The sequence below is a fragment of the Myxococcus vastator genome (assembly GCF_010894475.1).
Taxonomy (GTDB): domain Bacteria; phylum Myxococcota; class Myxococcia; order Myxococcales; family Myxococcaceae; genus Myxococcus; species Myxococcus vastator.
Window position 1 is genome coordinate 1 of sequence record NZ_JAAIYB010000046.1, and the last position, 25411, is coordinate 25411.

Sequence of the window (25411 nt, forward strand, 5' to 3'; positions counted from 1 at the left end):
ATGCCCCCTCGAGCGGCACCGTCGCGACCTGGACAGGGAGTGCTGCCGCGGAAACAAACCGGCTCAAGGTAGTGACCGCCACCTGCCCCGCCCTGTCCTCGGCCCTCGCCTTCAACTTCAGCTCGGTACCAGGCAGCGTGTGCGCGGGGATTTCGTAACGAAGCGCCAGGCCACCACGGGCCTGGACGACGTCGGCGATCGACAGTTCAAGCGAGACCCGCTCCAATGCGACATCGTCGGTCGCCTCGACGGTCGCGACCAACTCACTGCCCGCGGCAATGGTCTCATCTGTCGGATCGGTCTTGATGACGCTGAGGATTGGTGGATTGACGTCGCCAAGAACCGTGAGCGACAGCGTCGCCGGTTCGGATTCTCGTCCTGCGGCGTCCCGAGCCATGGCGGTCACCGCGACTGTCCGCGAGCCTCCTCCAAAAGGAATCCGGACGGGGACCAGGATGTGTGAGCCGGAAACGTGCGCGGCCTCTTGTCCCTCCACCATCAGACGAATGCTGTCGCCCACGTCGCCGGTTGCGACGGCAGCCTCGACTGTGACGAAGGCGCCCTCGTAGATTGCGCCCGAGTCACTCAGGGCCCGTCGCAGCACACTCACCACCGGGGCTTGTCCGCCCTCCCCGTCCCGCACCAACACTGTCCGCGTCAGCGGGGGGCCGCGTGTGCCCTGGGCATCCAGGGCGACAGATGTCACCTGAATCGACGTAGGGCTGCCAGCTGGGACGTCGGGGGCCTGCAGCTCACCCGCGAGCCGGGGCGCCGACAGGACAACCGGAGCGCTGCCGGCCAGCGAGACTTCCACCTGTGACACCTGGGCTGGATGGACAGGGACCGCCGCTACCGGGAAGAACGCCCCCTCGACCACCTCTGAGGGCATTCTCACGTCCGCAAGTGTGGGCCCTTCCGCTGACGGAGACTCCGTGAGCGTTATCGTCCGTTCAACGCGGACCTGCCGACCCGCCAGATCGCGAACGACCAGCGCCACCGCCGCCGAGTCACCCGTAGCAGGCAGGTCGATCCACGCCGGGAGCTGGGTGTCACGCGTATCCGCGGTAACACCGTTGATGGACACCTCGGCCGTGAAGCCATTGAGAGGTAGCACGTCGTCCGACACCGTCGCATCAAGGGAGACGCGAGCCCCCTGGGCCGCGGAGGTGGGCAACTGCAAGGCGACCTGCGGTGATGCCGGGCCACGAATCACGGCCTGACGGGCGATCCCACGGGACGTGCCGCTCACCAGGGCTCCCGGGATCAAGGCGGCAGGGCCCTTCGCATCCGGATACACGCCGGCGCCCATGGGCGTTCCACGTACGTCGATGATGCGAGCGCCCGACGCGGTCCCCACGACCAGCAGTTCGCCAAATGGCGCCGCGTTCAGCGCCTGTCCGCCCAGCGGCACTTCGCCGCGAGTCAGCAACTGCGGCGTCTCCGACTCGACCACCGCGAAGCAACGAACCAGGCTGCCGGCCACACAAACGCCGCCATCCGCCAGCGCCGCGGTCGCATTGAAAGACGTGCCACCGAAGCTGGCTCTAGCCAGCTCGCGCGGCGCATTCACCGCGGTGACGTCCACGGCAACCACCTCTGTCGCCGTGCTGGCGAACAGGTGCGAGCCCGCGATAGCAATCGAGGTGACCGGCCCCAGAAGCAGGCGGCCCATCCACGTTCCGTCGACCTGCCGCAGTTCGACGCCCTGGTCGTTCGCGACGGCAAGCCAGTCACGCACGCCGTCCAGTGCAGACGGTGCGCGCACGAGCGGTGTGGACGCCAGCGGGCTGGGCTCAAGGTCCGGAAGCGTGAACCGCTCCAGCGAGCCCGCTCCCTTGTTTTGAACGGCGACCACCACCTCATTACCCGCAAAGATGGCACCTACTGGCGTCCCAGCGAGGCTTCGAGCCGCCACTCTCGCACCGGATTGACGCGACCGCAGCTCCAGTTCTCCCCCTCCTCCGCTGTCCGAGCGGACAACCAGCACGGAGTCGCCACGGGAGACCAGTGCCACGGGCTCCATGAAGTTCGCCGCATCCTCAACGACGACTGGCTGGCCACTGGTCAGCACGGCCAGCGTACCTTGGCGCACTGCGACACCGGAAGCCCCGCCGGGAGCGGTGACAACCGCGCGCGTCGCGACCGCAGCGCCTTCTGGCCCCTCTGGCAAACGCGAGGTTCCGGACAGCCCGCCCGTTGCGAGTTGCACGGGAAGAGCGGCCTCCCCGACATGGACGGACAGCTCAGGACGCGTCCCTGCGTCCAATGCTGCAGTCAGCGCGACCGTCGACCCGCCCAGAAGCAACGGACCCTCCGGTTCCTGGGCCAGTGCCACATCCGCGCTCGTTTGACCGTCATCCAGGACCGTCACAGCGAGGCGAGCAACCAGGCTGGACTCGCCCGATTTGTCGGTGACCTGGGCCGTAAGCTCCAGCGGCGCGGTGCCTCCATCCAGCACCGGTGCAATGAACTCGGTGTGCCATGGCGCCTGGGTCAACACGTGCTCCTCAGCACCCGCGGTGATGCGAACAGCGGCCACGGCGCCCGCTGCAACGGCGTTCACCGCCACACCGAAGGGCCTGCCTTCCTGCAACTGCGTGCCAGCATCGGGCGACGTCAGCGCAACGTAAGGCCGGACCGACGAAGGCTCCACGGAGAACGACGCGGTGGCTTCACCTGCATTCTCCCGCGTGTCACGCGCGACGACCCGAACCACGTGCGGTTGTGCCGTCGTGACGACGGGCGCTTGCCAAGTCACGCGCCAGGGCGCGCTCCGGGCGACGCCCACCGAGGTCTCATTGACGAAGAATTCGACCTCAGCGACACCATTCGTATCCGAGGCAATCGCCTCGAGCGCCAGCGTCGCTCCGGACACCACGCGCCCTCCCTCCATGGGCGTCCGCACGAGAACGGTCGGAGGTGCCGCGTCCCGCGTCACTGTCAGCGTCCGCGGATTCGACGCGGTGACCTGGCCTTTGTTGTCCGTGGCATACGCGGTCAGGACCCGTTGCTGACTGGCCGCGCTCCCCTGGACCCGGCCCAGGGGAACCTCACGCGTCAAGGTCGCTGTCATCGCGGTCAAGCCGCTGAGCTTCGCCCAGGGGACCCCATCCAGGTGGAGCTCGACCGCGGTCACCACGGAGTTGTCGACCGCGGAGACGACCACGGTCTCCGTGGCACCTTCCTCACGAGTCGCATCGGCAACAGGTTGCTGGATCGTGACGGACGGCGGGGAATCCTCGACAACCTGAATCTGCACCTCCCATGGCAGACTGGTATTTCCGCTCGGATCCGTTGCGGTCGCCGTCAAAAGCTGCGTCGTGCCCACGGCACTCAGCGGCCAGCTGTACGAATAGGTACCTCCCGAGCCGCCGGTGAGCGGCGCACCGTTCACGCTCAGCGTCGTCGTGACCGCCTGATTGCTGTCATCTGACGCCGCGACCTGGAACGACCAGGTAACGCCCGCCGCGAACGCATCATCCGTCAACACCACGGTGCCCCCCGCCCGTTGGAGTTCGAGCGTCGGCTTCACGGTGTCAACCGTGCGGAAGTTCTTCCGGAGAGTGCTTGCGACATTGCCGGCGACGTCCATCACTCCCAATGCAGTGAGGGCATAGAACGTCGTGGACGTGAGCGCTTCGGAGGGCGTGAAACGAAGTGTCCGCCCGTCCGGCAGCAACTCGGACGCGCCCGGTACCGGGACCTCCGAGGAATGGCGAAGCAGGCGAAGTTGATTCGCGCTCTCCGTCGACAGGGGTTCGTCGAAGCGCACGTCAAATATTGCCGCCAACGGCACGTTCAGAAGGCCAATGGTGTCAAGTGGCTCGACGTGCTCCACCACCGGTGCCCGGACGTCACCTCGATAAACCGCGTTCGTGACGTTCACGGGAGCAGCCCCAGGCTGCGTCAGCGTGAGCGACAGATGACGGATGTCTCCCGCCGGAACGAACGCCTCCACGCCTGCTGAAGTGAAGCCCCGGGTCTCCGCGCGGACGCCATCGAATCGGACCTCGATGCCTCGATGGAAGCCCGACCCCACGATGCGAACCCAACCACCCGCGACGTCCACTGCACGCGGAGTCACCTCCACGAAGCTCATGGGCGCGACGTACAAGAACGGCGACGCGGCAGTGGCTTCCGCACCGTCCGCGCGAATCACGCGAACCACCGCTGGGCCCGCGGCACCGGCCGGAGGAAGCGTCACGGTCAGGGCAGCTTCCTGGGCATCACCAATCCGAGGCGCATCCTCCCCGCCAATCATCACGACGGTCGAGGCATTGAACCCGATGCCCGACAACACCACGGGAACGCCACCTGCCACGGGGCCGCTGGCCGGAAGCATCGTATCGACACGGAGCGAAACCGGCGCCCCTCCCGCCCGGAGGCCGTAGCTCCAAGGTGCCAGCAGGTGGCCGCCATGGACAGACGGCACTGGCGCCAGCTCCAGTCTCGCCTCATAAATGCGCGAGGGATCCAGCGCCGTTGAAGGAATGAACGCGAGCGACGTCGCAGCAGGATCCGCAGCTCCGGGAACCTGCAAGGCGCCATCCCAGAGTTGAAGTGATGAACCCGCGGCAATCGCGGCGGGTGAGTCCGTGGCCAGGGAGACGGTCACGCTGCCATTGATCGCAATGGCTTCGCCGGGCAGCGGCGACAGTGAAGCAACGGTCGGATACGGCAACTCCAGCGCGCGCAGGGAGTTGCTGACGCTGACCACCGCCACACCATTGACGATAGTGGCGCCAGCGATACTGCTCCCCGTGAGCGCGAAGCTGCGTTCGGTCAGCGACTGCGTCGTGTCCAGCCACGAGACGCGGTTTCCGTTGACAGCCAGCAGCCACGGCCCGCTCAGCATCAGCGACTTCGAGGACCCGCCCGACGGATCCAACGCATAGGCCAATACGCGTGGCTCCGACGGATCCGTGACGTCGAACAGGTGCAGCGCTCCACCCGCGGAGGCCGCCACCCTGCGGCCTTCCCTCGTCAACGCGCCCATGGGCGTTCCCAGGTCGGGAATGGCGTTCAGGAGTGGAAGCGTGCTGCCCTCGGTGCTGCGAATCTCCAGCCGAGAGCCGCTCACGCCATCTTCGATGAGGACCAGGAGCGCCTCATCCACCACATCCAGGTCGATGACCGAGCCCGTTCCCAGGAACGTGCGGGCCACCACCACGTAGGCTCCATCAACCGGTGCGAGCAGCGCCAGCTCATTGCCACCCGCCACCGCCACGTAAGCGCCAGCGCCACCCGCCGCCACGGCCTTCAAGGCAAACGGGGTCGACGGCGCCAGTTGCACGCGCTCCAGCTCCACCGGACTGCACGGCGCGTGCGGCGCAGGGCTGCACACGGCTTCGGAGACACGGTAGCGGACCACCTCGGTCCTTCCGGCCAGGAAGAGCTCCGTCCCATGGAGGGCCATGTCCACGGGGTCGCTGACGCCCTCGACCTGCCCCACCACGCTCGGACTCCCGGCCACGCTGAAGTCCACCACCGTCAGCACGTCATCCCGCGCGGCAAACACGCGATGTCCGTGCCTGGCAATCACGGCGCCCATGTTGTCGAGACGCGCGCGCTCCACGAGGGTGAAGGTGAAGCCACCATCCAAGGTTGCCTGCTGGGGCGGAACGCCTGGCGTCAGCACCGTCAGGGCCACGCGTCCCGTCACGTTGTCGGGAACCTCGACGAGCAGTGCGCCAGCATCATCCATCACCACCGAACGTGCGGGCACCGTGTCGAAGTGCACCTGTGAGCCAGGGAAGAGCCCCGCCCCCGTCACCTTCACCACGGCGCGACTGCCAAACGGCGCATGTCGCGGCTGCACATCGGCCAGGGCCGGGGACTCCAGATACCGGTAGGCCCCCAGCAGCAGGTGCGACAAACCGCCAGGGTTGGTGACCTCGACCGCGGCCGCCCCCGGCTGCCCTGCCGGCACCGTCACGCGAATCCTCCGGCCATCCGAGGACACCTCCTTCACTGGCGCGGGCACGCCGCCCATCGTCACGAGGCAGCCGCTCAGGAATCCGCTCCCGAGCACCTCCACCTCATTTCCACCCGCGGCAAGGCCATAGGCAGGCGACACGGACGCAATCTCCGGCCGCTCCTGTGACGCATCGCGGCTGGTCCGGAAGCGAACGCGCCCAGGCACTCCCAACGTCGCGCCCCGAAGGTCCCTGAGGTCCGCGCCAATCCGCAGCTCGTAGGCCGTGTCCAGGGCCAATGGCACATAGGGTGTCAGCTCCACCTGCCCGCCCTGCGCATCCACGCGAACCCGCCGCGCCACGGGAACGGCTTCTTCGTCAGTACGGTGGACCAGCGTCACCTCACCGGCGCTTGCTTCGTCCGGGAGCGCGGTCAGCAAGACCTGGACGACCGCGCCCGGAGGCACCACCTCTCCGTCGCCTGGCACGGTTCCGCGAATGTCGAGCGTGTCCAGCTCCACCGACGCCAGGGCGCCCGCGAGCGGAAGGTTGGCGTCCGCGGCATCGCTCACGGGGAGCTCCACGGGCGTACCGTTCTTGTCGAGGAACAGCGTCCCCACGAGCAGGTAGCGGCCCATGAAGGCCAGCGTGCGTGCGTCACCAAACACCGTCGCTCGGCCCAGTTGGACGGGCGCGACGCCCTCCAGGACGGAGTACCGCAACACCTTCCCACCGCCCGCGGCAACGTAGGCCACGCCGCCCGCGACGCGTGTCTGCTCGGCGGACGCCCAATCCCCCACCGGCCCGTCCACCAACAGGGTCCCTGCGGGCGCGGGGTTGTTCACGTCCGTCAAATCATAGATTGCGACCTGCTTTGCCTTCCCGAGCGAAAGGAACGCCCGAGTCCCCTCCGCGGTGATGTGCACCGCGGGGGCGGACAGGTGGGCCGATCCATGGGACGTCAGGTTGCCCGTCCTGGCATCCAGCACGTACAGCACGGGGGCACCAGGAGACGCGCTGGAGACGAGCAGGTGTGGCCCATGGAGCGCCAGCGCGCTCACGCCGCCTGGAATCGCACGCGTTCCGAGATGGAGCGGCCGGCGAGTCCCGTCGGCCAGGTCGAAGACCTGCACACCCGCCGTATCGCCCACGAAGAGTAATGTGCCGCCGATGGCGATATCCGCCGCGGCACCACTGACTTGGAGCTGCGGGTATGCCTCCTCGATCTCCGCCGGGGTCGAGACATCCACGATGCGCACGCCGCCCGACCCTGCCGCGACGTAGACGGTATCGCCTCGCTTCAGGACTCGATGGCTGCCCCCTTCCCCGGGGAAGTCGAGTTCGCTGATGACGGTGACGTGCGTCGGGTCACTGAGATTGGCGAGCAGCAGGCCGCCCTTCGGCGTCTTCCGATTCGCCTGAAGCGGCGCTCCACCCGCCACGTCATGGACATCAACGACCGCACCCAGCGCCGCATAGGCGACCCCGGAGTCGATGATCACGTCCCGCACGGGCGCGGTCGACAGACGCGCCACGGCCCCTGAGCCGTAGAGGAATGAAGCAGGCAGCGACGAAACATCGGTGCCTGCCTGTACGGACACGTCGACCATTCCGCCGGGATGAGGCGGAGCGACAGCCTCCGCGCTCTCCGCGCTCAGCACACGCACGTCGAATGAATTCGTCCCACCAAAGGACACCTGCATTCCCGGCGCAAAGCCTCGTCCTTGGAGCCGAACCCTCGTTCCGCCCTGCTGCGGAGCCCGTCCCGGCGTGAGGCTGAGCAGCGTCAACGGCTCGCGATACACGAAGCCGCCCATCCTCCGGGCGAACAGGCCACTCGGGTCGATGACTTCCACGGTCGCGGGACCGGCTACTGGGAGGCCGTTGACCTCGATGGCAGGAGGAATTTGGAGCGTCATGGACAGGCCATCCTCACCCAACGTGGCGGCTGCGACCTGCCCACCGACGCGAACCGTGGTGTCCTCCCTGAAGCCGCTGCCTGCGAGCAACGCCTGCGTAGACTGGTCGGCACGGCCAGAGGCAGGGACCAGGGTCGAGATGACGGGCTGCATGGCATCCGTGTCCACGACATGGAACGTGCCGGAGAACGCCACCGCCTGGGGGAGCAGGTTGAAGGACACCAGTCCATTCAGAGACACCGTGACTTCGTCATTCGGCGCGAACGGCTCGTTCGGCGTGAAGATGACCGACGAGCCCCTCACGGCGTACTCGACGTGCCAGGTCCCTTCGACGGTGCTCACGTCACCAGCGCGGACGCGTGACACCGTCGCCGTCGCCGGCGTGAGCGACGACCGAAGCACCGGAAGCGTGAAGTCCACCTTCACGTGTGTGTCCGGCATCGCGTGCCCCCCTGGTGCGGGCGTCATCCCGACGGGAAGCAGCTCGTTCGGGGGAATGGATTGCACCGTGCGCTCCCCCCCGGTCGCCACGAAGAGCGTGCCGGCCGCCCAGCCGAGGCCCGTCGATGCCGAACCCAGGTCGGTGTCCTGAATCAGCGCAGGCATTGCTGGGTTGGAGAGGTCGTACACATACAGGCGACGTCCCACCGTCACATAGGCACGAGCGCCTCGAACCACGACGCGGCTGCGGACGAGCGCCTCGTAGGAGGTCACCGAGGCGTCCACCAGGATGCGCCCCAGGCGCACGCCCTCACGGTCGTAGATGGACAGGGAGAGACCATCGCCTTGTGGGCCCACCACGTTCGACGTCAGCGCGAACAGGCGCTCCGGTCCCAGCTCCAGCGCCAGGGCATCCGCATCAAGCGCCACCGTTCTGGAAACCAGCATCGCAGGCGAGCTGGCATCGAATACCTGGACGTAGCCGGCGGCCACCGAGGGGTCCACGGTTGCGACGAACGCATCGGTGCCTTCGATTCGCACCGCCGTTGCCCACCCTGAACCCGCGCCGCCCTGCGCCGTCGCGACCTGGCGCATGAGCACCGGCGCATCCGAGCGCGTCACGTCCACCACCGCGAGACCCGCCACGTCATTGGCCAGCAGCGCCAAGGCTCCATCCACGTCCAGGTCTCGCACGGGAGAATGGGTGGTCAGGCCCCCCAGCCGAAGCGGACGCTCTTCCAGACGGACATCGAAAATCTCGAGGCCCGACTGGCCTGGTGTGGAGACACCGACGTAGAGCGTGTTCCCCACCAGCTCCAGCGCCGATGCAACGCGCGGCGGGAACCCGGGCAGGTCCATTCCCACGCCGATCGGCAAGTCATAGGAGAACGTCCCGACCTGAACGCCAGGACACGGCGTCTGCGGTGCATCGTCGCAAGGCGGGACGAGCTCAACGGTCTCGATTCCCGCGCCGGTCGCCTCCGGAGTGGTGAACTCCAGCGAAGACAGGTCGAGGATGTCCACGTCGACCGCAGCCTTGTTGCCCACACGAACCGTGGTCCCCGGAGCCACCGCGCGGGCGGACATCGAGACGCGAACCCGCGTGTGTCCCTCCACCGGACCATGGTTTGGGCTGAGGGTGACCTGGCCGGGCAGCGGTTCGAGCGCCAACAGCGCCGCGGGGAAATACGCCTCAGGGAGCCCTTCATCCACCACCCAGAGATCCACGGGGCCCGCGGTCAGCGGCGGGAGCGTGAACCGCAGCTCGCTGTCAGTGCGAGACGTAATGGACGCCACCTGGTTGGCGGAGAGCTTCACGGTGCTCACGCCCAGGAGCCCACTGCCGCTCAGGGTCACCTCCTGTCCCCCTGCCGTGGAGACCGTCGAAGGTGACACCGTGTCGATAACCGGTTGGCGGGCGGTCGCCTTGCCAGTGACGAACGTCGTTCTCAGCGGGATCAACAACCCGCCCGCGCGCTGATCCGTGACCGCCGTATCCACTTCCAGGTGGTACGTGCTCTCGGGAAGCAGAGGCGCCTCGAGTGACGCCACGATGGCGAAGTCGAGCTGTCCCGGAATGTCGCGCACGCTCAACGTCAGGGGCACCAGCGCGCCATCAGGTCCCCTCAAGCGAACCGTGCCGCTCGTGACGGTGGACGCGGCGATCGGCCGGTTCATCTGGACCACGAGCTGAGGCAGGCTGGGTGGCACGCGCTCACCCCGCGCAGGGCTGTAGCCCGTCACCAGCATGAACGGCGTTTCCAACTCTGTCAGTTGCTGTCTTCCCGCGAGCAGCAGGCGATCTCCCACCGCCAGGGAGTCGAACGCGGGCTCGGTGTTGCCGCCACTCAACAGGTTCGGATCACGTGGATCCGACACATCCACCAGCACGACACCGCCCTCATTGGCGGCCACGAACAGCACGTCACCCACGAGCCGCAAACGCTGCGGCTGGCCCGGGGTGTTGGAGAGCGTCGAGTCGAACTTAATCTGGGTGACGTACTGGGGTGACGCGGGGTTGCTCACGTCCACGAACGTGAGGCCGAACTCGGCCGAGGCGACAATGGCAACGCCGTCATGCACGACGACGTCCGTGAGATTGCCTTCGATGGCAATCGACCCGACGACCTGCGCATCAGCGCCCGCGGAGCTGTAGATGTGGAGCCGGTTGTTCTTCGGCAGGGCCTCGCGGTCCTTGTAGGCCGTGCGCTGACCATAATCGAGCGAGTGGTCCGGCAGCGGAGGCATCGACTGGGATGCGTCGCACTTCACGTACAAGACGCCTTGGTGGTCGCCCGTGACCACGTACAGCCGCCCGTTCTTCACGGTGGCGCCGTAGGGCTGGAAGTCCTCTCCCCCTCCCACCTGGGAGACCAACAGCGGGTCTTCGGGATGACGCGCGTCCACCAGCAGCACACTGCCCTTCGCCCCAATCTGTGGCTGAACAGGCAGACAGAAGCTGGGAGGCGGAACGTCTGGGTCTCCCTGCAGACCATTGGCGAGCACCCAGGCGCCCACGGGCGTAGGCACCACACGCGAGGCCATGAGCTCATTGGCGGTGCCCAGCTTGGCTCGGCCCAGGAGCTTGAGGCTTTCGAGCGTGCCGTCCGGCTGCTGTTGCGTCGTGCCGCGGCCATCGAGGACGGCCAGTCCGCTTCGCCCGTTGGCGACGTAGAGCGTGTCGCCAGATATCGCCACGTCGAGCGAGTCCGGCATCAGCTCGACATCTGGCAAGGGCGTGCCCCGCGGCAACCGGCCCTGGAGCACGGCGACCAACCGGTCAATCTGCGCGTCGTCCTCGCGGTTCGAGTTCACCACCTGGGCCCCTGCTGCCCGTGGCCTCGTGGCGAGCTGCACGTCGAACGCCGCCATGCGGTAGGACTGGGGCACGGTGCCCCCACCCGTGAGCGTCCCCAGGTAGGACTGTTCGAACTTGTTTCCGCTGATCGCGGAGCCTCCCGAAGAATAGATGAAGTACGGAGACAGCGGACTGCGGGTCAGCGCGCCCGGCCGAACCGACAGCGCCTTCTCCTCGCCGAGGAACGGCAGGCCGTAGCCCACGCGCTCTGGCGCCGCGCTGCGGTCAACTCCGTCTGGCGCGACGACTACGACGGGTGCGTCACCAAACGACCCCGGTCCCGCCACGGCGCGCATCCGGGTCAACGAGAGCACCTGCACCTGGGTCGCAAGGATCCCCCGCACCCGCACCTGGGTAGAGCCCAGCGGATGTGCCCAATCAGGGAGGAACCCTTCTCCCTCGATGTCCACGGTGCTGCCGCCGCGCGGGTTCAAGAACCGAGGGGTCGCGCTCTCGACATACAGGGGCAGCGTGTACAGGTAGCCGCCCTCACGGCGCGCGCTCAGCCCCGTGGCCACGTTGCGCACCACCACGTCCGCCAGGCCCGGAGCCCCCGCGGGAACATTCACGGTGATTCGTGATGACGAGCTTGCGAGGACAGCTGCGCGGACACCACCGATGTACACCTCGGCCGATTCATTGAAGTCAAAGCCGAGCAGCTCGCTGATGCCACCGCCCGACACCGGCCCGACTCGAGGAACCAACTGCGAAATCCGAGGCGCCGCGCCTTCCGCGGATGCACTCCAGAAGTCCACGAAGAACGGCGCGACAAGCGGATGCCCCGCGGTGCTCTCGAGCGTCTCGCTGAGCGTCAACCGCAAGGGAACATCGGCGGGCAGGGGCTCCTTCAATCGGAACACGATGGTACTGCGCGCGTCCTCGGTCGTTCCCGCTTCCTTATCCCCATCCACGACGACGCCACCGGCAGTGAGCTGAAGCGCCGAATCAACGGTCGTCGAGTCCACCGAGGTGGAAAGCGTCACCGTGATCGAGCTGAGATTCAGTGGCACCACATCACCGGGCGAGACGCTGGCGCTGACCACGGAAAGCTCGGTGCCTTGACCAAAGTCCAGGGACCACCCACCACCCGCGGCGCGCTGGCGCAAGCTGACCACGCGTCCGCCCGGCGTCACCGCCGCGGCAAGCGTGCTTCCCGCGTGCGCCCCCGTCACATGCCGCAACAAGAGGGGCGCTCCGGGGGTGCTGATGTCCACGATCGCCACGCCCGCGGTGCCCGCTGACACGTAGGCCAGGTCTCCCACCAGGCGCACGTCGGTGGCGAAGCCGTGGACGTCAATCGAACTCACCTGGGTGGGGGCGTCCGGGTTGCTCACATCCACCAGCACCAGCCCCGCAGAACCCGCCGCCACGGCCGCGAGCGTGCCGCGCAGCCGCACGCGTTGGACGTTCAGGTCGAGCTCCCCGCGGACCGTCAGCGGGCCCTCGACGGACAGCGTTCGTAGCTTCCCACCGGACACGGTCCCCGCCGTGGTGCGGGTGCCCACACCCGCCACGGCCAGCCCGCCCTCCAGGGCGATGGCCTGGGCACCAGGCTCGGACACGTACTCCCGAATGGGGAACGGCGCGTGGGAGATGTCGAAGGTGTGGAAGCCCGCGTTTGCCGCGGCAGCCAGCAGCCGATCGCCACGGGCATCCACGTCATAGACTCCCGCCCCTGCAATACTCCTCTCGGTGACGAGCACAGGCTCAGCCGGATTCGAAATGTCGAACTCGTAGATGGCGCCCGCGGCAACACTGCCGTCTTCATCGACACCGCTGGCGAAGAGCCGGTCTCCCTCCAACCCCGGATAGGACACCGCCCAGAGGTCGCCCGCGCCCAACGTCCCGATAATGCGGTCGTCGCCACCGATGCCGTCCTCATCCACCAGCTCGGCTTGGCGATCCGGCGGGATGGCGACGCCTCCGCCCGCATTCGGGCCGCGCGTATACACGCCCGACATGTCCACGACATGCAGGCCGTTGCTCCCCACCACATAGGCATAGGAGCCAATCACCACGGCATCACGCAGCGTGCCGTTGAGCGCCACAGACGCGCCCGTGGGCTGATCATAGGTGAAGGCGTCCTGAAGGGTTCGGGTCGTCCCATCCGGGTTCTGAACCGTCACATCCGCGGACCCCGCAACACCGTTCGGCGTGTAGACCTCCAGCCGGTTGAGGCCCAGGACCCGCACGAACTGGCCCTCGACACCGTTGAATCGAACCACGACCGGCCCGGTGACAGAGAATCCATGGCCTTCGATAAGCACACGTGTGCCACCCGACATGGGGCCACGCGCGGGCGCGACACTCGTCAGCGCCAGCTCCCGTGTGTAGAGGAAGGCCCCTGGCAGGATGACGGACACGCCCGCGGTGCTCGTCAACTCGATCGTCGCGGCGCCTTCCGTCCCGGCGGGCGTCAGCATCGACACCTCCGTCCCATCCACGGAGACATTGATTTGGGTGGCAGGCTTACCGTTGAAGGCGACCTGCATCCCCGCAGAGAAGCCGCTGCCCTCGATGGTCAGCTCCGTTCCCCCTTCGACAGGCCCCTCCCGTTCGGAAAGGCTGGAGACACTCACCCTGACGGCATCACGCGCTCCAGCCGTCGTGAATTCCAGGACATAGGCCCCCGGCATCACCGCGCCGGTGCCAGCCCCTCCTTCGACGACCTCGCGAATGCCCTGCACCACCAGGCGGTAGCGCTTCGTCAGCCCCAGTTCGCCGCTGGGAGAAATCACCAGCTCGGTTCCGGAAACGGCGACCGTCCCCGTGACATCCTCGCCCTCAGCCGAACCGTTGAGTTCGTACAGTCGAGCAGAATTGACCCCTGAGTCCCCCAGGGCGACGGGGACGTTGAACGTCAGCCGCACGGACTCCGTGGGACGCACATCCTCTTCGCCATTCGCGGGTGTGCTGGCCACCACGACCGGGAAGGGCAACTGGACGACGGCGAGGCCATCATTCGCCTGGTTCCGATGGGTGGCGGAAATGGATGCCACGGCCACGTCCCCGTCAATGTCGACGTCCGAGAGGTTCGTCGCCGGGAACAGGTCAATAGCGTCAATCCCGCGCGGCGCCGCCATGTTGGAGGCGTCCACGAACTGCAGTGATGCGGGACTGCCCACCGTCCCCATGGGTGAGGTGATGGCCGCGGCCACGTGCGGATGGGCTGCACCACCCACGAAGAGGCCTGACCGCATAAGCGGAGGCACCACGGCGTGGACATAGGGCCGTGAGGACGGCACGAGCGATACGGTCCGCAGTGAGCGCGACGCAGCAAGGGCCTGGGGACCCCGGATGGCCATCTCACCAAAGTCTCCGGACAGCTCGCCTACCGCCGAGAAGCCAGGCGTCGCGAGGTCCACGAGCAGCGTGCTCGACACGCTTCCTCGCGTGGCGTGCAACAAGGCATGACGGCCGGCCGCCGCGACCTTCGTCACCGATACCGGACCGAAGACGCCCGCCATCAGATAGTTCTGCTTCGCGCCCAGCAGCAGCGGCCGATCCGGGTTCGAGATCGAGAACACCTGAACACCGGCATCCCCCGCCGCCACCAACGCCAGGTCTCCAACGAGCGCGACGGCGTGCGCCGTCCCAGGGAACGACACGGGCGGCAGATAGGTGGGAGCGTTCGGGTGCGTCAAGTCGAACACCATCAGGGCGCCTTCCCCCTCACCCGCCACGTCTACATGCGGCAGCTCACTGCCGTTGGCCACCACGTAGGCACGCTTCCCACGCACCGCCAGGTCCACGGGCTGATACGGCGGTTGGATGGAGACGCCCCCCATCACCGAAGCATCGGCTGGCGCCGAGACGTCGACCGCACCGAGCCCGCCACGGATGCTCCGGGTCAACAACTCCGTGGGCGACTTCGCCGCGGTGTAGACCTGCGCCGCGGACAACACCCAAGCTGTCTTGTCCTGAAGGGCCACGGCCACTGGCGCCCCCCGCGACAAGACATGGGCGGGCTGCGTGTCTCCGTGTACCTGAGGACTGTAGCGCCCGATGACGCGCGAAACGGCCAGGCGGCTATAGAGGAACGCCCCCGCGGTGTACGCGCGCTGGCCGTCAGGGTTCGTCACCACCACGTCGGCGGGCCCAAAGGTGCCCTCGGGGGTCACCGCCTCCAGGCGGCCCGGCGCGAGCACCCGGACCTGTGTGGCGGGGATGCCGTTGAACGTCACGGTCGCGTCGCGCTGGAAGCCCGCGCCAGAAACCTCCACATGCGTGCCACCGGCGACTGGACCTGAGGCGGGCGCGACGAATGAGACCTGCAACATGGGCAGGTACACGAAGCCCCCGATGAGGACCCCTTCTCCCCCATCCGGATTCACCACCGTCACGAGCGCCGGACCTTCACTCCGAGCGGGCGTCACGACGGTGATGCACTTGTGGTCTTTGGACACTTCCACCACCCGGGCCTCGGCGCCAGCGAAGTACACCCGGGCCCCCTGAGCGAAGTGGTCTCCGTGAACCGTCACTTGTGTGCCACCCTCGAGTGGCCCGGCGGATGGCGACACCTGGGAGATTGCGGGAGGAGTCCCCGCGGTTGCCCGCGTCGTGAAACTCGCGACGAAGGGCTCGGCCAATGCCACTCCATTGACATCCTTGACAGCCGTCGTCACCGTGACGAAGTACCGCGCGGACACAGTCAGCGGGCCTGTCGGTGTCAGTGTCACGGTCCGTCCATCGGCTTCGAGCGCGGCGGGAATCAAGCGCCCCAGCACGGCATCGCCTTCTCGGAGCATCACGGACTCCTCCGTCACGTGCCCCGAAGACGGTGGCGTGGAGAACTCGATGGCCACGGGGGCATTCACGGCGACCTGCGCCGCGCCGTCCTCCGGGCGCATTCCAGTCACCGAGAGGCGCCTCGGGAGGAAGGCCGCTCCGCCCGTCTGGCCGAAACTGGCCACGGGGACGCCGGAGATGACCGCAACGTCGCCTGCCTTCGGCAGATTGGCCTTCATGGGCCGGAGTGCCACGGTGCCATCCGCGCGCAACGTCGATGCCGACAACAGTCCCTTGGCCGGCTGGCCGTTCACATCCACCAAGGAGGCGGCCACCACCGCCAGGTTTCCACTCACTGCCACGTCCGAAAGTCCCGTCGCGAAGAGGGACTCCCGTTCCGACCGGTGCGAGAGGAGTGAACGAACCAGCGGTTCGCTGGGACGCGTCAGGTCCACGACCGCCAGCGTCGCGGCGGCGTCACGGCAGGCCACGTATGCACGCGTGCCTTGCGCCACGACTCGCACGGCTTCACCCGGCAACGCGATGAATCCGACTTCCTTCATCCCGGGCGAGCGGAGGTCATGCACCCGCAGACCCGCCGGGCCCCCCGCCACCAGGAGCAGGTCTCCATGAACCGTGACGTCGAGGGCAGGCCCTTCCGTGGGAAGTGAGCTCAGCCGGATCGGCGCGGCCCGGACGCCAATGTCGACCACGGCGACGCCTTCGTCACCATTGGCGACGAAGGCGAGGTGCCCCGCGACGGCCACGCCATGAATGTTCTCACCAGGCAGGTCAACGGTGCCAAGGCGCAGGGGCAACACGGCCGGTACGCCCGACACGTCAATCAGGGTGAGTTGTGGCGGATGCGGCACCGCTCCACCCACTGCAGTGGGCCGGGCCGTGGCCACCACGGCGAGCCCTTGCACCAATGCGGCGGCACGCGGTGGACCGTCCACGAAGGCGAGCCCCAGATTCGTCGCCGTGCCTTGGTCCACCTGGGTGATGGCGACCTGATGGTTTGATTCCCGGACGGAGCCAATCAGCAGACGCCGCTCGGGCCCCGCCCGTAGGAACGACTGCGTCCCCAGTTGATTGAAGGGGTCGAACTCGAAGGCCGGCGCCATGCCGATCTCCACCTTTTCGGATGCCGATTCCCCGCGGTTGCCCGTCGGGTCTTCCGCGGCGGCGCGGAACTCCAGCACGTCCCCTGCCTGCCCCGAGGGGACGGACCACTCCACGCCATACAGAGGGCGATTGGCGGGTCCTCCCGAGGAGACCGTGGTCGACCCCACGACGCCCCCGTCGAGGATGAACTCCACCTTGGCGATGGACGCGTTGTCGGAGGCCCCGGCGGTCAACGCCATCGTGGTGCCCTCCGTCACGACGTCATGACCCGGGGGATCCACGAGTTCGACGTCGGGAGCGACCGTGTCGCGTACGGTACCCAGGTGCACGGGCGCGGACTGGGCCTCCTGGTCCGCGGAGTCAACCGCCACCGCCGTGAGCACCAGCGTCCGGTTTCCACTTCCCAGTTCTGGATGGAAGGTGGTGGTGAAGACGGTGGGCTTGCCGGCGATTCCGGCGGGCGCCAGGGCGGTTCCGACACTCTTCCCGTCCACGAAGAAGTGGACGGCCTTCACGGGCCCTTCGAGGTCCGTGGCATCTGCCTCCACTCGCACCGGTGTGCTTTCGAAAATCGCACTCCCGGCGAAAGGCCGGGTGATGGCCACCGTGGGCGGCTGATCTCTCTGGACCGAAGCGGAAACCGGGTTGCTCCACCGCTCCTGGCCCGCGACGTCGACCGCGCGGGCGCGGAACACCAGGGTCGGAAGGGGCTCACTCCCAACCAGTCGTTCGGGCGTGTAGATGAACTCAAAGGGCAACTGATTGCGCCGCCCCACTTCGACCTCGGCCTCCCCCGGACGCGTGACGAAGAAGCTCACGCTGGCGACCGCGACGTCATCCGACGCCTCCGCCACCAGGGCGGAGGGACGGCCGGCCACCATCTGGGCAAGGGGCCTGAGCTCAACCTCTGGAAGCTCGTCTTGCACCACGCCCACCGACACCGAGGCGGACGACACGTTGCCGGACGTATCCGTGGCCGTTGCGTTGATGGCCACGGCCTGTCCCGCCTGGTCTGGAGGCACGCGATACGAGAAGGCGTAGGGCGGCGCGGGCATGGTGGCGTGGAAGTCCCCGTTGAGCGCGAAGTCCACGCGAACGACGCCGACGTTGTCGTCCGCGTCCACCTCGACGCGAAGCACCTGCCCAGCCGTGATTTCCGACTGGTTGGCGGGCGTCCGGAAGGACACCTCCGGCGGCGACGTGTCGGCCTGGACCGCGACCTGCACCGCCGGGGCCAGGGCCTCCTTGCCCGTCGTGTCCCGGGCGGTGGCCCTCAGCGTCAGCGTGCGCCCCACCGAGCCATAAGGCAGGGGGACGCGGAAGCGGTGCGGCGCGGTCGTGCTGGCGAAGCGCAGCGTGCCTCCGATCCCGCCCTCCACCGTGGCTTCGACCGAGGCGATGCCCACATCGTCCTGGGCGGCCACCACGAAGGCAAAGTCCCTGCCTTCCGTCAGCGTGACACCTTCCCGTGGCTCGGCGATCGCAACGGTGGGAGCCCGGTCGTCCACGACAGGCAGCCGAACCACCTGGCTGCGGACTTCGTGATTGAACGAGTCCCGCGCCACCGCTTGCAGCTCAAGGGCGTCCCCGCCTTCGGGAACTTCGACCCGGAACACGAAGGGCGGAGCCCGAAGCACCTGCCCCATCATCACGCCGTTGACCCGCAACTGGACGCTCGTCACCGCGACGTCGTCTTCCGCCGATACCGTGACGGTCACCGCGCTGTGCTCCACGACAGGACTGCCATCCACTGGAGAGAGCAGCGACACCGCGGGCTCGCGGTCCCGAACCACGTCCACCAACTGAAGCGCCAAGGCGTCTTCATTGGAGTTGCCCGCGGAGTCACGTACGCGGACGGCGATGAGGTAAGGCGCGGAATCTCCCGCACCCAGTTCACTCAGCCGAGGAACAGTGAACTCCGCGCGCACCACGGGGCTCGAATACGAATAGCCCTCCATTTCACCGGCGGAGTCCGTGGAGAAGCCGCCCGCGCTCCGAATGACGTGGAGCTGGTTCAACGTAGGCCCGACGAGGATCTCGAGCTCCTCGACAAAGACGTTGTCGATGCCAACGGCCTCGACGACGACCGCGCTCCCTTCAACCAGATCCGCGCCCAACGAAGGCCGGAGGACGATGGCCTGGGGCGCCACCACATCCGCTACCACGCGGACGACGTGTTCCCGTAGCGTGTCATGGCCTTCGAAGTCCGTGGCCACGGCACGCACGGTGATTTCAGTGTCCGGGCGGCTGGGATCCAACGCCACGAATCCAGGAGGAAGCCGGATGTTGCCCCGGAACTCCTTGACCTTCGACAGGTCCTGCTGGAAGGACATTGGCAGGTAGGTGATGGCAGCCCGGAGCGCCGGGTCGTACGCCTGAGGCAGACTTCCTTCCGAGCCATCCGGCGACGCCGCGCTGATGGCCTTCGACTCGCTTTGGGAGACGGTCAGCGCCGACTGCCCATTGACGAAATATTCGACCCGGGCCACGCCCGTGTCATCGGCGGCCACGGTGGAGAGCACCAGGGAGACGCTGCCTTCCGTGAGCGTTGCGCCGGGGGCAGGCGTAGCAATGGCCAACGAGGGCGACTCCGGACGCTTCCACTCAATCACCACACGGTGGGTCGTCTGCGCGCCAAGGGAGTCCGTAGCGGTCACCTGGAAGAGCGAGGGCGCCCCGTCGGCCATGACAGGCGACGTGAAGGTGACAGAGTCAGAGAAGGTACGCGTCCCCACGGACAGCGACTCCGACAGGAGCGTGCCCCCAGCGTGTGTCACGACGACGCTCGCCAAGGAGACGTCGTCCTCGGCGCTGATCTGAATCCTATGGGGCACACCCTGAAGCAGCCGGACATACCCGCTTCGAAGTTCCGTCTCGGAGATGACCTGCTGTCGCCCGTCGGTCAGGTCATACCGCAGCTGGGACAACGAGACCTCCGGGCTGCTGTCTCGATGAACTTCGAGATAGAGCGGCTGCGACACGGAAGCATTGCCGGCGAGATCCTCGGCAATAGCCATCAACTGGATTGGCGCACCCTCCGTGGGCGCCGGAATGCTGATGGGGAAGTTCGCATCGCGCAGGCCCCGGCCTTCGAGGAGTCCTCTTCGGACCCCATCCACCAGCAGTTCGATCCGGCGGACGTCCACCTCATCCGTGGCTCGCACCTGGACCGTGAAGGGCACTCCCGCCACGAGCGAGGTGTTGGCTGTCGGGGCGGTGATCTGGACCTGTGGCCCCTTCGTATCGGTCAGGGCCGTGACCTCCTGCCCTGCCACGGTCACCGCGCCAGCGCGATCACGCGCCACCACGCTGAGGCGCACGGGGCTCGGATGCCAGCCAGCCTGTAGTCGGAAGTCGGTCTGCGCGGGGGTCCGCTTGCCGGGCTGGACGGTCATTGCGAAGGGCTGCACCGTCAGCCGCTCGCCGGAGGCGTAGGCCCGGACCTGTGCGAAGGAGCCCTCGTATCGAATCCCTAAAGTCGAAATCGCGGACGCGGCTTCCGTCCCCGTCTCCGGCAGGAACGACACCTGGACGTCCTCGACGCGCACTTCCGCGGGGAACGTCAGGTCGACTTGATGGGAGGCCTCACTCAAATCCACCTGCCGCAGCCCGCCCGGGTGCCTGGACAGGAAGTCCTGGACGAAGGGGCTTTGCTCCATGCCGGGGGCCACCGTGAACACATAGCGAACCACGGCGCGGAGGCCCGCCGCCGCGGTTGGATCGGCACGGAGGACGAGGTGCTGGGGATCCCCGCTCACGACGCCCGTCGTGGGGGATTCGACCTCCAGCGCGGTGGGTCCGGCCTCGACCGCGAAGACCTGGTTCTGGCCGAACTCCAACCGGACCTTGGCGCCGTGCATGTTCCCACTGGCTCCGGGTGTGGGCAGCAAGAAGCGCCCGTCCTCCGAAACGCTCACGGGCTCGCGAGTGGTGGCCAGCAGCCAGGCCGCGTCGATACCCGTATCCTCTTCAACCTCCACCTGGAGGGTCTGCTTCGCTTCCTCGACGAGCCCACCACCGCTCGAGGGTTGCACCCAACGCACCACCGCTGGGGCATCCGTGACCAGCTCGCAGCTCACGCTCGCATGGGTGGTGCGGCCCGCCGTGTCCGTTGCTTCCGCCTTGGCGGTGTAGCTCCGGGATCCAAACGAACCCAGCTCGGGCAGGGTCAGGTCCCAGGTCCGCGTGACGCGCGTCGACGGCACGAAGGCGTCCACGGTCAGCGGTATTCCATCCGCGTGCGCGGAGAAGGACTGGACCGCGCCATCATCCGTCACGTCGGCGTAGAGCTTGATTTGAGCCCCAGCCACACAGGACGTGTCCGATGGAGTGCCCTGGAACTTCAGCGTCACCCGGGGAGCTTCGCTGTCCTGGGCCTCGACGATTTCAAGCGCCAGCTCCGACGTAGGGGTGGCGTTGCCCGCCGGGTCGAAGGCCCGCGCCCTGAGAGTATAGAGTCCCTGGCTGACACCCTGGAGCTTGAGCGTGCCCTCGAAGCTCGCGAGGAAGCGCCGGTTGACCAGGATTTCTCCCGGCGCAATCGGATTGGGAACGCGAGTCTCCTCGTAGCGCGCATCCTTGGCAGTGAGCGTGGCCGCGCCGCTGGGAAGCGGCACCAGCGTCCCGTCTTGCGCGACGAGTTCGGTCTCGACTCGCGCCACACGGACGTCGTCCTCGACCGCAACGCGCATCCCGAGCGCACCATTCAGCCGAACCGTCAGCCGGTCACCTGTGGCGGGTGGCGCGGGCGCAAGCAGGTCGGCTGTTGGTGATTCGGTGTCGGGCCGCACCGTGAGGTGCACCTCGGCCTTCTGCGTCTGTCCCGAGGTGTCCCTCGCCTCCACCCCCACGGTTGGCGGCGCTCCGCTGCTGACGATGGGGGCCCAGACGGTAAAGAACTGCTGGGCAGTGAGCGGCAGCTGTGAGCCTGTTTCGGGGAGGTCGCCCTGACGTTGCCCCCCGGAGAGCCCCACCATCGCCACGATACCGTCGTCATCACCTACGGTCGCGGCGATGCGAACGTCCTCACCTTCCTTGTAGGAGGTTCCCGCAGCGGGCGAGGTCACCGTCACCACAGGGGGCTGGTCCTCCACGACCGAGACCTCGAGCTCCCGTTCAGCCGTGTGGCCCGAGGAGTCCGTGGCCACCGCACGAAGGCTCAGCTTCTCCCCTGCCAGGTTCGCACCGGCAGGAACGGTCCAATGAAACACCTCGTACAGGCCATCCTTGTCCCGCTGCGTCACCACGCCAAGGCTGTGGGGCGCGAACAACTCCACGTGCTCGACCTTCACATCGTCAGCGGCGGCGACCTCCACGGACAGTGTCCGCCCCGCGAAGATGGGTGCTCCTGGCAGCGGCTTTCGGAACGTCACCATCGGCTTGCGGCTGTCCGGCACGACGACGAGCGGGCGTGACGCCGTCGCCACTTCGAACCGGTCCGACGCCCTGGCCTCCAACGTCACCGTGCGCGGAGCGCCCGTGACCTCGAAGGAGAAACGGAAGGGCGCAACGGTGTCCGTCCCCTTCGACTCGCCGTCCAAGAACAGCTCCACCGAATTCACGCCCACGTCGTCCGTGGCGAGCACTTCGACATGGATGAGGGAGCCCACCGTGGCCTCGGATGGGGTCGACTGTGCGAACGACACCTCAGGCGCCGCATCCGCCTTTGTGTGGATGGTGATTGAGGGAGACACGCCCACGTTGTTCGAGGCGTCATAAGCCTTGGCGCTCAGGACGTGCGTGGGCGCTGCCTGCAACTGCGCCGCGGTGAGGATGGTGTGGGTGACGAAAGAACCTCGTACCCCTCCATTCGTTCCGGGCGCGGTGTCCGTGAAGATGACTCCGCCGTCCAGGAGGATCTCCACCTTCGAGACGGAGACATCGTCGAGTCCCGCCACCGTGAGGAGGAGGTCTTGCGTCCTGGGGACCGAAACTTCGTCCTTCGGGACGACAAAGGACACCGCTGGAGGCTGCGTGTCCGGGACAGCGGAGATATTCACCTGGGTCCGGGTCGTGTTTCCCGCAGCGTCACGCGCCTCAGCGGCAACGGTCAGTCCGGTCGAGGTCGTCACCGAAGGCAGGGTGTAGGCAGCCTCGTAGGGAGCATTGGTGGAGATGCCGACCGCCACGTTCCCCACCGACCACCGGACCTCGACTGGGTCGGAGGTGTCATCCGCTACGAGCGCGGCCAGGCGGACCCGGCTTCCACCCACCAGGACGGCGGACTCGGCTGGCGACAAGATGGAGACCTGCGGGGAAGCATTGGCCTTGGCCGTGACGTTGAACAGCCGCGACACCTGCTGTCCCGCGCTGTCTGTCGCCGTCAGTTCGAGCCGACGGAGCCGGCCCACATCCGCGGTGCCAGGCGTCCACGACAGGTTGAAGCGCTCGCTCCCGGCGGCGGTGCCGCCCAGGCCTCCCCGCGCGACTCGAACGGCATCGACGGTGGTGCCATCAACGCGCAGCGACACCTGCGTGCCAAAGGCCAGCGCATCGTCACTGACGCTGCCGCTGACCCGAAAAGGCGTCCCAGCCACCGCGTCCGCGGTGGCGCTCCGGGGCTGCTCCACGGTCACCAACGGCGGCGCATCCGCGACCACCCGGACCAGCAGCGTGTCGGACCGGACCAGCGCGCCGCCCCGGTCCAGGGCTTCCATCCGAAGCGCCAGGCTGGACCCCGCGGTGTCACGGCGAGGCGTGAAGCTGAGCTCCCAGAGGGGCACCAGGATGACCTCTCCCGTCGTGGGATGATTTCGGACCTCGACGCGAGGCAGGTCAACAGAGCCCGCGAAGACATCGTCGACGTAGTACCGCACGACCTGGAAGTCCTCGGTCGAGAGTCCCCCACCCATCCAGGCGCCGCTCGTGACGCGGAGCACCTGGGGCAGTCCCTGGACGAGCAGCGCTCCGGGGGCGGGCAACTCGATGACCACCGGCTGGGTGCTGGGCGCGGGAACACCCGCGACCCGCACCTTGACTGCTGTCGCCGCGGTGCGCTGGCCGCCGCTATCGACGACCGCCGCGGACAGCGTGAGCGTCGCGCCGCCGTAAGGAGGCGCTTGGATCCGCGTTGAATAGGGCGCTTCCATGTCGCGGCCCGCGGGTACACCGTTGATGAGGAATTCAACGTATGACACCGCGAGGTCGTCCGTCGCGGTCGCGTGGAAATCAAAGGACGTACCCGCTGTCACCGTGGACGGAGCCGCTACTCGAATCGTGGGGACGCCGTCGCTCACCGTGACATCGATGTATGCGTTGAAGGCGTCATGGACCGCGCGGACGCGCGCAACACCGGGCCGCAGGCCGGTCACCCTTCCGTCCCCTCCGACGGCCGCCACGTCGGGAGCGTCGGACGACCAGGTGGTGCCCGCGCCTCCTGACGTGAGGTCCACACGCCGCTCGCCGCCGGGCAAGGTCGCATCCGACAGAACGCCCTCCAGACGCAGCGCGAGAGTCCCTCCGACACGCTCCACCACGGGTTGCAGCGGGAGCACCTGCACGCCGACGAGGTCCGCGTCCGAATCAACGACGACCTCGGCCTCCTCACTCACGCCCGCGAAGGTCGCGGTGAGCACGGCCGTTCCATCATTCCGCGCCTGGACCACGCCTTCCGCCGAGACGACGAAGACGGAGGTGTCCGACGATTCGTATTGGACCCCCTGCAATGAGCCACTCAGGTTGACGTCGCCCGCGAGCGCGAACTGTCCTGTCACCTGCACGGGCGCCGAGGAGCCATACCCCCCCGAGAGCAGCAGGGGTGAAGGGCTCAGCGAGAGATCCACGAGCGGATCGAACGCGCGCCCGCTGGTGAACTCCACGGCCGACGTGTTCACCACGCGCCCATACGGGTCATGGACCGCGACGTCGACCACCACCACACCATCCGCGGGGACCTGGACCCCATCGAGCAGCGGAACGATGAAGTCGACCTGACTGGAGGCCTGCTCTCGCGGTCGCGCCGTCAACCGGCGCACGCTGGCGAAGGCCACGGATTCCGCATCGCTGAGACTTCCGTGCACCCGCCGCAGCGCCTCCACCGAGGCCCCCACGAGCGTCAACTCGGCATGGGACACAGGACCTTGTGCCCCCACAGTCACCACGAGATGCGTCAGGTCCTGGCTCGCATTGACGCGCACAGCGCCCGTGGGCAGCACCGGGGGCTCATGGGTCAAGTCATACCGGGCCGCGAGAGGAGTGCCCGTTCCCCCCGTCGCGGGAGCTGCTTTGATCTCCACCACGGCGTCGGCGGGAAGCGCGCCGCGAAGGGGCACCCGCACATGGAATGGCACTGCGCCTGCGAGGTCTTGGTTGACCACCACGTCGCGGACATCCACCAAAGTCCCCGCCGATGCGGACGTGGCTTTCACCGCGACCCGGAGCTGGCGAACGTCCCCTTCGACCGACATGCCCAGGTCGACGGCACTCAC

General features: G+C 67.6%; 1 protein-coding gene. It reads right to left on the reverse strand.

Annotated elements, in window-relative coordinates:
• Nucleotides 1-25411 (reverse strand): Ig-like domain-containing protein (locus tag G4D87_RS07335; protein ID WP_163780330.1); only part of this gene is annotated, 25411 nt, incomplete at its 3' end.